Consider the following 11,799-nt stretch of genomic DNA (forward strand, 5'->3'; position numbering starts at 1 on the left):
AAGGGTTAGGAGCCGGAGCTAGATTACATATAAAGCGGAGGCAGCTCGTTCAGCTCTGACTGTCTAAGAACCTTTCGCATAGAAGACGCTTTTTGTCTTCTTATGCGAAAGGTTCTTAGACACGAAGAGCTTGCTGCCGGAGCTGGATTTCTACAAAAAGCGGAGGCGGCTCGTTTAGAATGTGAGGGGGATGGAGCTCCTGACGTAGAGGCGCTTTTTGCCTCGCAGGAAGGCGCGAAGCCACCGAACATTCTTGCTGCCGGAGCTAGATTACTACAAAATTAAAAAACCGCCAATTGGCGGTTTTTTAATTTACCTTTTGCTCATTTTCCATTTCCCATAACTTTTCAAAAAATGGCTGTCCTTTTACGAGACGCTCGCATAATTGTTCGTGCTTATCAGACCAGCCTGTTTTCGCTTCATCATACAGCTTAGCCCAAATATCTTCAAATTCCATATGTTGAACCATTCCATATGCTGATGGATCCCACTCTGTGAACCAATAGCGAATTTCTGCTGTGTTTTTCGTTGTATGTAATTGATCTAACGCCATAAATAATAATTGTTTTAGCTGTCTTTCTTTACGAGTCAAGCCATTCATAATGAAAGGCGATGGTGATAAAATATGATGTTCTTTTTCTGTTTCTTCTACTTGGAACTCATACTTTTCTGCTTGTACGTTTTCTACCATCTCATATACCATCTGCTCTTGGCGTGGTATAAGTCTACTTTTGCGAATTGGTACATTGTAACCAATTGTGTCAATCGCAATAATTCCTTTTCCATCTGTAACAACAAAGCAATACTCTTGCTGCAAACGTTCATGATTTTTACGAATATAAGCCTTATGATGTACGTCTTCCAGCATTTTTTGCGGAAGCTCTAACAATTCGTTCTCGATGTAATGATATAATGTGGCATCTACTTTTAATAATGGCACTTGATCTAATAGCTCAATCGTATCATCTTTCCGCCATTCGTAAAAATGACAAACGTTATACCCATTCTCTTCACCTTCAAACCAATTTACCCATACATCATGTAGATATAACATTCACTACCCCTCACTTCACTACTGTTTGTACCAATCATTATGTTCATTTTTGCTTAACTTTATTCCACTTGAGGAAATATATTCTAATTATTATTTTTTCTTCTATTAATACTAAAAAAACAGGAAATAGAACTCCTGTTTTTTATATATGAAATGTCCTTGCTTTATTCAATATTTCTTTTGCATCTATAGATAATAAAGAAAGTGTATCTTCTCCTTCCAAAGTTACACAATCTTTGACAATATGAAATCCAAGCGCATAGCCAAGCATCTTCGGATAAGAGTGAAAGCCATTTAATAAGATGTCATGTTCCCTTGTTCCTCGTTTTATACTTATTCTTTCATGTACAACATTTTTCCAATAATAAACAGCCTCTTCTTTTGAAAGATACGCCGTCCACGGTGCATTGTTTTTTTCTGTATACCTTTCTGTTACTGCTTGTTCCGCTAGCCCTTCCATAATCATCGTATCAAGTAATGTATATTCTGTTTCTTTCGTCTCAATTTGATGTAACCTGCATATGTGATGATATTCATGCGCCAATAACACTTTTAATTCTTCTACCGAATTCCGCCCACATACGAATAAGAAAATAACATGACGCATAGATAATCCAGCCCTACCGTTATACTCTTCTTGTACAGTTCGATTATAGGAATCTGATAATAAAATAAAGACAGGGACATCTGGACCTTTTAACCAATTTTTCAGTTTATCATACTCCAGGCTCAATTCTTTCCAAATTTCCTTTTCCTCTAATTCTTTAATTTCCTTTTCTCCGCGCATGATCGGGCGATACATCCCTTTTGAAATTAAAAAGCGATACAACCTTTCTTTTGGCAACGGAATATACTTCGTAAATTTCTCACAAAGTTTTTCTGGCCGTCCATAATATAAATGTAGCCATTCAGCTGTTTCAACAATCCCCATCTTTATCCCTCCTTTTTCTTATGTATATGCTACAGGAGAAAAAGGCGTAAAAATAAATAAGGAGTTTTTTCGCAATCTATTGCGAAAAAACTCCTTATTTCATCGATTATTTATACGATTTAAATACTAACACTGCGTTATGACCACCGAATCCTAATGAGTTACTTAATACTGCATTTACTTCTTGGTGTCTCGCTTGATTTGGTACGTAATCTAAGTCACATTCTGGATCTGGTGTCTCATAGTTAATTGTTGGAGGAATTACTCCGTCTGTAATTGATTTAATAGAGAAAATCGCTTCAACAGCACCAGCTGCTCCTAATAAGTGACCTGTCATTGATTTCGTTGAGCTAATTGCTACTTTATACGCGTGCTCGCCGAAAGTTTCTTTAATTGCCATCGTTTCATATTTTTCATTCGCATCCGTACTTGTACCGTGCGCATTAATGTAATCAATATCTTCTGGCTGTAGGCCTGCATCAGCTAAAGCTTGACGCATTGCACGCACTCCGCCTTCCCCACCAGGAGCAGGCATTGTAATATGGAATGCATCTCCAGTTGCACCATAACCAGCAATTTCCGCGTAAATGTGAGCACCGCGTGCTAATGCATGCTCTAATTCTTCAAGAATTAGAATACCTGAACCTTCACCCATTACGAAACCGCTACGGTTTTTATCAAATGGACGGCAAGCCGTTGCTGGGTCTTCATTAAATGTTAATGCTTTTGCTGAGCTAAATCCTGCGAATGCCATACTTGTTAGCGGCGCTTCTGCTCCGCCTGTAATCATTGCATCAGCATCACCACGCTGAATTGCTTTAAATGCATCACCAATTGAGTTTGCACCAGATGCACAAGCCGTTACAGAACAAGTGTTAATTCCTTTTGCTCCTGTTGCGATTGATACTTGACCTGCTGCCATATCTGGAATCATCATCGGCACGAAGAATGGGCTCACGCGGCGTGGGCCTTTCTCAGTAAAAATCTTAAATTGTTCTTCGTATGTTTCCATACCGCCAATACCAGATCCAATCCATACACCAATTCGAGGTCCGTTTTCTTCTGTAATTTCAAGCTTTGCATCTGCAACTGCCATTTTCGCTGCTGCTACTGCATATTGTGTAAAGCGATCCATACGGCGCGCTTCTTTTTTATCAATATATTTCTCGACTTCAAAGTCGTTAATTTCCGCTGCTACTTTTGCTGGAAATAGTTCTGGATCAATTCTTGTAAGTCGCCCGATTCCAGATACACCCTTTTTAATGTTTTCCCACGCTGTTTCAACATCTGTACCGACCGGTGTAACAGCTCCTAGTCCTGTAATTACGACCCTCTTTTTTTCCATACAAAATACACTCCTTTTTTCTCTCAGTCCTTATTTACCCCAACGAAGAGCAACTGCTCCCCATGTTAATCCGCCGCCAAAACCAACAAGTATAATTAAATCACCGTCTTGAATACGTCCGTTTTGCAATTCCTCTACCATTGCAATCGGAATGGAAGAAGCTGATGTATTACCGAACTTCTCAATCGTCATACTCATTTTTTCTTGTGGTAAATTTAACCTCTCTCTTGCAGATTCCATAATACGAATGTTTGCTTGATGCGGTACTAAGAAATCCACATCTTCCTTCGTAAGACCAGCTTTATCTAAAACGCGAAGACAAGAATCACCAAGTTGACGAACGGCAAATTTAAACACTTCTCTGCCATTCATCATAACATACTCGTCTTGATAAAGGTGCTTGCCGCCACTTCCGTCTGCTCCTAATTCAAAAGATAGAACGCCTTTACCTTCTGAAACAGCTCCCATTACGACAGCACCGGCTCCGTCTCCAAATAGTACTGCTGTATTTCGATCGTTCCAGTCTACAATTTTAGATAGTTTATCACTACCAACTACTAATACATTTTTATACGTTCCTGTTTGAATAAATTGCTGCGCTGTAATCATTCCGTACATAAAACCGGCACATGCTGCACTTAAATCCATTGCAGCTGCATGTTTCGCTCCTATTGCTTCTTGAATTACACAAGCAACTGCTGGAAAAGCACGATCTGGTGTTACTGTTGCTACTAAAATAAGATCGATATCCTCTCCGCTAATTCCTGCATCTTCAAGTGCTTTTTTAGAAGCCTCTACGGCCATATATGAAGTATCTATTGTATCATCGGCAATGCGTCTTTCTGCAATTCCCGTTCTCGTACGAATCCATTCATCGGATGTTTCCATTATTTTCTCTAAATCGTGATTTGTGACTACTTTTTCTGGCACATATCTTCCGATCCCTAAAATGCCCACGTTCACATCGCAGCCCTCCGTTTTATATCAAATATTATGACTTGGTACTAATTTTAAAACATAAATGTATTTTTGTCTAGAATATATTTCGCATAAAACAGAAAGCTAACGCATTATTCACGTTATTTTTCATTAAAAGAAACAGAAACATACCTCTAAAATATAAAAAGACTCAAACCGCTTCTATCCACGGTTCGGGCCTCTCTTCCATCTTAAAAAGATGCTTTTTATTCTTTATCTGCTTTCCTTCTAAACTAGAGAGTTCTCCTCACTACTTTTCCTTTATCCTCTTCATATCTCTGGTTTTCCCCCCCAGGCGAGAATAAAAAAGGCCCTGACCGCTTCTATCCACGGTTCGGGCCTCTCTTCCATCTTAAGAAGATGCTTTTTATTCTTTTTATTCTTTTTATTCTTTATCTGCTTTCCCAAGCTCATAAGCTTCGTTCATAACTTTCATTAACAACTCTAACACCGGCTGTGCCTTCTCCATATCAAGTGCAATTCCATTATCATCTAAAATTGCCTTTGCTTCCGGTAAATGCTTCATTGCGATTTGTAAAAACTGCATGCTTTTTTCGTTCATATTATGCTCTTCCTCTCCATTAAAACTTTCACATACAATAGTGTAACACGCGTACTACCCTTCGTATAACTCTTTATATTTTTTCATGTGTGCCAGTTGTTTATTTAAACCGTATTCTAACGGAGTATTTCTTTTTATTGAAATTACCTCGATAGCCTCATCTCTTACTTCGTTATTATTTTTATTTACTTTATCATCCGCGCGTAAAAGATTCATACCTTTTTCCCATAATGACTGTTTACCACTAAGTAAATTGTATATACCAAGCTGCGCCCCGTTCGTTCCATTTTCCCATAAGTATTCACATACATCTTCAACGTAAAGTAAATCATTCCCCTTTTCCTCAATCGTACAACGGCACTCTTTTTCACCTAATTCTGATAAAATCAGCTGATGAAACATCATAAAGGACGGTTGCCACGGTCCATATAATGTTGGAACTCGAAATACACTATATTGTAAATTCCCTTTTTTCAATCCTTCTTCTACTTTCAAAAATAGGCGCTTATTTTCGGATTCATCTGTACTGCCTACTTCAATAGAAGAAATTAAATTTAACTTCACTTTTTGTTCTTCACACATTCTTATAATTCGCTTTAAATATTGTAATATGACTCTTTCATTCCGAAATCCACTTTGCTGATTTGGCTCATATAAGCAAAAATAAACAGTATCGAATCTCTCTTCCTCAACCGATCTCCATCCATCTTCATCTCTTATCGAATAATACGTAAATAACGCATTTCGCCCAATTAATAATAACTTCTCTTCATTAATTTTCGTCATACTATCGAATTCATCAAAATCAAGACCATAGACTTCCACTTCTTCTGCAATCATTTTATTTACAAGGTGATAACCTACAAACGTAAGTGCACCTATTATCAGCACGCGTTCCATACCACCAACCCTTTCCCTCTGAAACAAATAGCTCCTCATTTATGTATATGGGAGCTTCATAATTCTTCTTCATATTTTTTAAAGAAATCAGTCGTTTGCCTAACCATTTTATATTTCACATCTTGCAGATGGAACAAGACAGAAGTATCACATTGATTTAGTTGCCTCATTTTCTCATATCTACGCAACTGCTGTTTTCTTCCTCTTTTTTCTTGTGTTGATACGAAAATTTTAACAGGTACACAAGATGGAAGAAGCGTAAATGATTTCTTATTTATTTTTGATTCTAATTCTTCTTCTTTGGCATCATACGCCAAACTTAATTCCTTCACGAGTCTCTTGTAAAAAAATTTATGCTCTTTCTCAAAACTTACATATTCCGGTAAATCTAAACACGGATTTAGCATAACAACAGAACGAATACATTCAGGATATTTGTTCATCATTTCAAGTGCTACAAGCGCTCCCATACCATCTGCCATAATGTGCATTTTCGCATTTAACGTCTCTTTTCTCAAAACAACATCATATAAACGTTTTGCCAGACGAACAGATTGATCGTTTCCCCAATGTCTTCCGTATAAATTAGAGGAAAAGACCGTGTAGCCTTGTTCAATAAGACCATGTAAAAAATAAGATTTACCCGCATGTTGTGTCCATAAACTTGTACCATTCTCAATAAAGTAGTTATAATCACCGAGGAGCATAACAGAAAATCCATTTGGCTTCTCCGGTAAATAAATGACACATGGTTCTTTTTCTAAGTAAAAAAAACGTTCCGTAATACTCATTTTTCCCCCGCCTTATTTTCTAAACATATAAAAGTACTCTTTTATAATGTATGAACGGAATGCAAATTTGCGTTGAAAAATCTACAAATATTTTTCTATATTCTTTTTTCAATTGTGTTACAATAAGGACAGATTGAACGAATAGAGGTGTAAAATATGCGTTTCATTTGGGCATTAATTTGGTCGTTCTTACTTGTACATATGATGAGCTATGTAATCGGCTCTATGACTGGCGGTACATACGACTTTAACCAAGCGTCTATTTTCTCAGTTGTTCTTGCTGTGTTAGTACTAGCAATTTCAGCTGCAATTCCAAACGAGCCAGTAGAACAACACTAAAAAAAGAGTCCGGATTTTATCCGAACTCTTTTTTATTTTTATTTCACATGAACGACTAATTCGTTATTTTCTACATCAACAACTACGTGACTATTATCAGTAATTGTTCCTGCAATTAATTCTCGTGCTAATTTCGTTTCCACTTGACGCTGTACGTATCGTTTTAATGGACGAGCTCCGTACATTGGGTCGAAACCGGCTTCCACAACAAATTCTTTTGCTGCATCTGTTAATTCTACTGTAATGTGACGGTCAGCTAGACGACCTTGTAGTTCTTTTACAATTTTATCAACAATGCCTTTAATTTCATTCGTTGTAAGAGGTTTGAATAAAATAATTTCATCCACACGGTTTAAAAATTCAGGGCGGAAATGTCCTCTTAATTGCCCCATTACAAGGTCTCTTGATTCCTCTTTAATCGAACCATCTTCTTCTAATCCATCTAGTAAATGAGCAGATCCAATATTTGAAGTCATAATAATAACTGTATTTTTAAAGTCCACTGTACGACCTTGCGAATCTGTAATGCGTCCATCATCTAACATTTGTAATAAAATGTTGAATACTTCTGGATGTGCTTTTTCAATTTCATCTAATAAAACAACGGAATATGGTTTACGTCTTACCGCTTCTGTTAATTGACCGCCTTCTTCATATCCTACATATCCAGGAGGTGCACCAATTAAGCGAGACACGGCGTGTTTTTCCATATACTCAGACATGTCAATGCGAATCATTTGCTCTTCACTATCGAATAAAGACTGGGCTAACGTTTTTGCAAGTTCTGTTTTACCAACACCTGTTGGCCCTAAGAAGATGAAAGAACCAATCGGGCGGTTCGGATCTTTAATACCAGCGCGAGCACGAAGAACTGCGTCTGACACTAAGCTTACTGCTTCCTCTTGTCCGATGACACGCTCTGATAAGATTTGCTCTAAGCGTAATAATTTCTCGCGTTCACCTTCCACGAGTTTCGCAACAGGAATACCAGTCCAGCGTGAAACAATATCTGCAATTTCTTCTTCACTTACTTCCTCACGTAATAAACGATTTTCTTGTTTATTATGCGCGCCCATTTCTTCCGCTTCTTTTAACTCTTTTTCAATTGCGGGAATTTTCCCGTGACGAAGTTCGGCTGCTTTATTTAAATCGTAATTGCCTTCTGCTTCTTCTAATTCACGACGCAAACGTTCTAAATGTTCACGTAAGTCACGAACTTTGTGAATGTCTTCTTTTTCTTTCTCCCATTTCGCTCTCATGCCACTTGCAACTTCTTTTAAATCCGATAATTCACGTTGCAATGTTTTTAGACGCTCTTGGCTACCACGATCCGTTTCTTTCCCAAGAGCCGCTTCTTCAATTTCCAGCTGCATAATGCGGCGCGTTACTTCATCTAATTCTGTTGGCATAGAATCAATTTCTGTACGAATTGTTGCACACGCTTCATCAACAAGGTCAATTGCTTTATCAGGTAAGAAGCGATCTGAAATATATCGATCTGATAAAACTGACGCTGCTACAATCGCACGGTCATGAATATTTACACCGTGATAAATTTCAAAGCGTTCTTTTAATCCACGTAAAATGGAAATTGTATCTTCAACAGTTGGTTCTTCTGCTAATACTTGTTGGAAACGTCTTTCTAGCGCTGGATCTTTCTCAATATATTTGCGATATTCATCGAGCGTCGTCGCCCCGATACAATGCAGTTCACCGCGCGCAAGCATCGGTTTTAACATATTTCCTGCATCCATGGCTCCCTCTGTTTTACCAGCTCCAACTATTGTATGAAGTTCATCAATGAATAATAAAATGCGTCCTTCACTCTTTTTAATTTCATTTAATACAGCTTGCAGACGCTCTTCGAACTCACCACGGAATTTCGCACCAGCTACGAGTGCACTCATATCTAACGCAAAAATCGTTCTATCTTTCAATCCTTCAGGTACATCCTTTTTCACGATACGCTGTGCTAGCCCTTCAACGATTGCTGTTTTACCAACACCTGGCTCCCCAATTAAAACCGGATTGTTTTTCGTTTTACGTGAAAGAATACGGATTACACGTCGTATTTCACTATCACGGCCGATTACAGGATCAATTTTCCCTGCTCTCACTTCCGCCACTAAATCACGACCATATTTTTCTAACGCTTCATAAGTTGCTTCTGGATTTTGACTCGTCACTCTTTGATTCCCCCGAACTGTCATTAAAGACTGTAATAAGTTATCTTTCGTAATATGCAATCTTGTAAATAATTGATTTATATCGCCTTTTTCTTCAGAAAAAGCAAGCAATACATGTTCTACTGAAATGTAATCATCCTGCAGTTTTTCTGCTTCTTTTCCTGCTCTTACAAGAAGTTGTTGCAGAGCGCTCGTTACATACAATTTTCCAACTTCTGCACCGCTCCCCGTTACAGAAGGTTTCTTTTTAATTAAACTTTCAGCACCTTGCTTTAATGCTTCTATATCAACATTCATTTTTTGAAATATACGTACTGCTAATCCATCTTGCTCTTCTAATAATGCAAGTAATAGATGAACAGTATCCACCTCTTGGTGATGATGAGATACCGCTAAAGATTGGGCACTCATAATCGCCTCTTGTGTTTTTGTTGTCATTTGATTTAAGTCCATCTTTACAGCCCTCCAAAAGTTTGACTTTCTTTGACCTTTGATTTGATTATACGCCAACTGACTTTTTTATACAATAATTTTGCCTATGTATTTTCAAACTTATTATTTGAAAAAGAAAAAGAGAGCATTCATTATACTGCTAAAAAATACGGTAAATGAAATTACAATGTGTAACGACAAAAAAGCCGCAATAATGATTGCGGCTTCTGTTACGGTTTTCTTTTATATGTCCACTGGCGGTTATGATTCGTGTTATCCGGAAACTTTTCACCGGCAGTTAATTTCACCATTTGCGGATCTTTCACCATACTTCCCGTTTCACCAATTTCTACGTAAATGCCATCATTCGGCGCTTTTTGTCCAGAACGAAACCTGCGATTTTGTCCCATCTTCATTCTCCTTCCATGACGTCTTGCCTCATTAGTATATCCATTTTAAAAGAAAGCTTTTCTGTCATGTTTAGGAAACAGTACTACATCTCATTCTTGTACATATATATGAATGACACAAGCGTAAGCAGGGATTTCTTTCCTACTTGTAGAAAAAAAAGAAACCAACCTACTCTAGGCTAGTTTCAAAGGAGAGTCAAACATATACGAGAAGATTACATGTTCATTATATGCCTCATCACACGAGCAATGTAACCCTTTTCACAATTTGTACATAATGAAAGAAACATTGTTTGAACTTTCTAAAAAGATGTTGACTTTTCTTAATTTCCAACGATAAATAGTAGACACCACAGCACTTTGAGACGTAAGATGGATATATAGTGAAATTTCCATCTATGGTGATTTCACCGAGTCTAACCTCTTATTTCTGCATATTAAAAACGGAAATACAGATAGATACAAAAAAATTATTATAAGAGGTGAAATTATGAACAAACAACATTTAATCGCATTAGACTTAGACGGCACTTTATTAACAGACAACAAAATAATTTCCACTCGAACGAAACATACAATTGCAAAAGCAAAGGAACAGGGACATATTGTCGTTATTTCAACAGGACGTCCATTCCGTGCTAGTTATGATTACTATAAAGAACTTGATCTTAACACACCGATCGTAAACTTTAACGGCGCTTACGTACATCATCCTCTTGATTCAAACTGGGGAACACATCACTCTCCTCTTGAGCTAGCAACAGCGCAAGAAATTGTCCGAGCTTGCTTTGATTTTGGCGTAAAAAATATATACGCGGAAGTAATGGACGATGTGTATGTTCGTGAAATTGATGAAGATAAAAAACATATTTTCGAATTCGGCTCTCCTAAGATTTTTACGGGAGACTTATTAAATATTTTAAACGATCATCCAACTTGCTTATTAATTGACGCACATGACGAGCATTCTACTGCAATTCGTCAACATTTAACGGATATGCATGCGGAAGTAATCGACCATAGAAAATGGGGCGCACCTTGGCCGATTATTGAAATTGTGAAAAGCGGGTTAAATAAAGCAGTTGGATTACAAAAAATTTCTAGTCATTACAACATTCCACAAGAGCGCATTATCGCTTTCGGTGATGAAGATAATGATTTTGAAATGATTGAATTTGCTGGTCACGGTATCGCAATGGGAAATGCCATCCCTGAATTAAAATCACTTGCAAACCATACGACGTTAACGAACGAAGAAGATGGTATTGCTTTATATTTAGAAGAGGTTCTTGGGTTGTAATCTAAAAATTCCCTACTTATAGTTTCCTGCCAAATGTCCATACTATAAGTAGACGCATGAGACATCGCGTCGGTTGTTTTCAGCTAAATAAAGGGGGTTTTTCGAATGGGTAAAAAGAACAAATCAAAACGTTTTATCCAACAAGGAGCCGATGCTGTTATGAAGCATGATGCAAGATTCCCGTACAGAGGTACATTAGCTGAGACAGAAAAAGCAAGAAGTAACTCTTCTTTTGGAGGGGTTTAAATGGGGAACTTACTATTCCAACAAGCTAGAGATGCTGTTGAAAATGCCGTATCTTGTTCAAGCGGTACTGAGCAACAAGATCTCGTGTATAGAGTAAAAAATGCTTTGCAATCCGCTTACGCAAACTCTTCAACTGCTGAAAAAGTTCAGCTCCGTGAAATGCAAGAGCAATTGCAAAACATTACGAATTTACATTAAAAAAGAGGACCAACTTTGGTATTATCCCCTATAGGTAGACAGTAAAAAAGAGTCCATCTGATATGATGGACTCAATACTGTTTTATCTGGAGGGGATTTTTTTATGGCAAGAAAAGGACAATCATTT

The 11,799-nt window shown here is 37.6% G+C and carries 14 protein-coding genes; 5 read left to right on the forward strand and 9 right to left on the reverse strand.

Annotated features, from left to right (window positions below):
* Positions 1-102: 102 nt before the first annotated feature.
* A complete protein-coding gene (locus tag MR168_RS06310; RefSeq protein ID WP_001233404.1) occupies positions 103-285 on the forward strand; it encodes a hypothetical protein in 183 nt (60 codons plus the stop codon).
* 22 nt (positions 286-307) lie between these two features.
* On the opposite strand, the gene MR168_RS06315 is transcribed toward MR168_RS06310, so the two are convergent.
* The 7 genes from MR168_RS06315 to MR168_RS06345 form a co-directional block, all read right to left on the reverse strand.
* Positions 308-1,054 carry a YjbA family protein gene (locus MR168_RS06315; RefSeq protein WP_000966127.1) on the reverse strand — a complete coding sequence of 249 codons (747 nt, stop codon included), beginning with the start codon at positions 1,052-1,054 and terminating at the stop codon, positions 308-310.
* Positions 1,055-1,196: 142 nt separating this feature from the next.
* Complete coding sequence (locus tag MR168_RS06320) at positions 1,197-1,985, reverse strand: DUF2268 domain-containing putative Zn-dependent protease (RefSeq protein ID WP_049108559.1); 789 nt, start codon at positions 1,983-1,985, stop codon at positions 1,197-1,199.
* Between the two features lie 106 nt (positions 1,986-2,091).
* Positions 2,092-3,330 carry a beta-ketoacyl-ACP synthase II gene (fabF, locus tag MR168_RS06325; RefSeq protein ID WP_000412656.1) on the reverse strand — a complete coding sequence of 413 codons (1,239 nt, stop codon included), beginning with the start codon at positions 3,328-3,330 and terminating at the stop codon, positions 2,092-2,094.
* Between the two features lie 30 nt (positions 3,331-3,360).
* Positions 3,361-4,293 carry a beta-ketoacyl-ACP synthase III gene (gene fabH, locus MR168_RS06330; protein ID WP_001100547.1) on the reverse strand — a complete coding sequence of 311 codons (933 nt, stop codon included), beginning with the start codon at positions 4,291-4,293 and terminating at the stop codon, positions 3,361-3,363.
* Positions 4,294-4,693: 400 nt separating this feature from the next.
* A complete protein-coding gene (locus MR168_RS06335) occupies positions 4,694-4,870 on the reverse strand; it encodes a ComZ family protein (protein WP_001986215.1) in 177 nt (58 codons plus the stop codon).
* A 54-nt stretch (positions 4,871-4,924) separates the two neighbouring features.
* Positions 4,925-5,797: an NAD-dependent epimerase/dehydratase family protein gene (locus MR168_RS06340; RefSeq protein WP_006921015.1), complete on the reverse strand. Its 873-nt coding sequence runs from the start codon at positions 5,795-5,797 to the stop codon at positions 4,925-4,927.
* A 29-nt stretch (positions 5,798-5,826) separates the two neighbouring features.
* Entirely contained in the window at positions 5,827-6,561 is a 735-nt protein-coding gene (locus MR168_RS06345) for a lipase family protein (protein ID WP_000028691.1), read from the reverse strand.
* A gap of 156 nt (positions 6,562-6,717) precedes the next feature.
* Between MR168_RS06345 and MR168_RS06350 the strand changes: the two genes are divergently transcribed.
* Entirely contained in the window at positions 6,718-6,900 is a 183-nt protein-coding gene (locus MR168_RS06350; protein ID WP_001211116.1) for a YjzD family protein, read from the forward strand.
* 38 nt (positions 6,901-6,938) lie between these two features.
* On the opposite strand, the gene clpB is transcribed toward MR168_RS06350, so the two are convergent.
* Complete coding sequence (gene clpB / locus MR168_RS06355; protein WP_000365401.1) at positions 6,939-9,539, reverse strand: ATP-dependent chaperone ClpB; 2,601 nt, start codon at positions 9,537-9,539, stop codon at positions 6,939-6,941.
* Between the two features lie 209 nt (positions 9,540-9,748).
* A complete protein-coding gene (locus MR168_RS06360) occupies positions 9,749-9,928 on the reverse strand; it encodes a YjzC family protein (RefSeq protein WP_000531421.1) in 180 nt (59 codons plus the stop codon).
* 490 nt (positions 9,929-10,418) lie between these two features.
* Here MR168_RS06360 and MR168_RS06365 point away from each other — a divergent pair, with 490 nt between their 5' ends.
* The 3 genes from MR168_RS06365 (at position 10,419) to MR168_RS06375 (ending at position 11,672) form a co-directional block, all read left to right on the forward strand.
* A complete protein-coding gene (locus MR168_RS06365; RefSeq protein ID WP_001041232.1) occupies positions 10,419-11,228 on the forward strand; it encodes a Cof-type HAD-IIB family hydrolase in 810 nt (269 codons plus the stop codon).
* 105 nt (positions 11,229-11,333) lie between these two features.
* Positions 11,334-11,474 (forward strand): competence protein, encoded by a 141-nt coding sequence (locus MR168_RS06370; protein ID WP_086411869.1) that lies wholly within the window; start codon positions 11,334-11,336, stop codon positions 11,472-11,474.
* Positions 11,475-11,672: a DUF3813 domain-containing protein gene (locus MR168_RS06375; RefSeq protein ID WP_242291206.1), complete on the forward strand. Its 198-nt coding sequence runs from the start codon at positions 11,475-11,477 to the stop codon at positions 11,670-11,672.
* Positions 11,673-11,799: the final 127 nt, after the last annotated feature.

Source organism: Bacillus cereus group sp. BfR-BA-01356, assembly GCF_022663635.1.
GTDB classification, from domain to species: Bacteria; Bacillota; Bacilli; order Bacillales; family Bacillaceae_G; genus Bacillus_A; species Bacillus_A cereus.

Excerpts from the sequence above, each read along its gene's own strand:
- MR168_RS06310 (WP_001233404.1), top strand. The coding sequence starts at position 103 with ATGCGAAAGGTTCTTAGACACGAAGAGCTTGCTGCCGGAGCTGGATTT.
- MR168_RS06315 (WP_000966127.1), bottom strand. The coding sequence starts at position 1,054 with ATGTTATATCTACATGATGTATGGGTAAATTGGTTTGAAGGTGAAGAG.
- MR168_RS06320 (WP_049108559.1), bottom strand. The coding sequence starts at position 1,985 with ATGGGGATTGTTGAAACAGCTGAATGGCTACATTTATATTATGGACGG.
- fabF (WP_000412656.1), bottom strand. The coding sequence starts at position 3,330 with ATGGAAAAAAAGAGGGTCGTAATTACAGGACTAGGAGCTGTTACACCG.
- MR168_RS06335 (WP_001986215.1), bottom strand. The coding sequence starts at position 4,870 with ATGAACGAAAAAAGCATGCAGTTTTTACAAATCGCAATGAAGCATTTA.
- MR168_RS06345 (WP_000028691.1), bottom strand. The coding sequence starts at position 6,561 with ATGAGTATTACGGAACGTTTTTTTTACTTAGAAAAAGAACCATGTGTC.
- MR168_RS06350 (WP_001211116.1), top strand. The coding sequence starts at position 6,718 with ATGCGTTTCATTTGGGCATTAATTTGGTCGTTCTTACTTGTACATATG.
- clpB (WP_000365401.1), bottom strand. The coding sequence starts at position 9,539 with ATGGACTTAAATCAAATGACAACAAAAACACAAGAGGCGATTATGAGT.
- MR168_RS06360 (WP_000531421.1), bottom strand. The coding sequence starts at position 9,928 with ATGGGACAAAATCGCAGGTTTCGTTCTGGACAAAAAGCGCCGAATGAT.
- MR168_RS06365 (WP_001041232.1), top strand. The coding sequence starts at position 10,419 with ATGAACAAACAACATTTAATCGCATTAGACTTAGACGGCACTTTATTA.
- MR168_RS06370 (WP_086411869.1), top strand. The coding sequence starts at position 11,334 with ATGGGTAAAAAGAACAAATCAAAACGTTTTATCCAACAAGGAGCCGAT.
- MR168_RS06375 (WP_242291206.1), top strand. The coding sequence starts at position 11,475 with ATGGGGAACTTACTATTCCAACAAGCTAGAGATGCTGTTGAAAATGCC.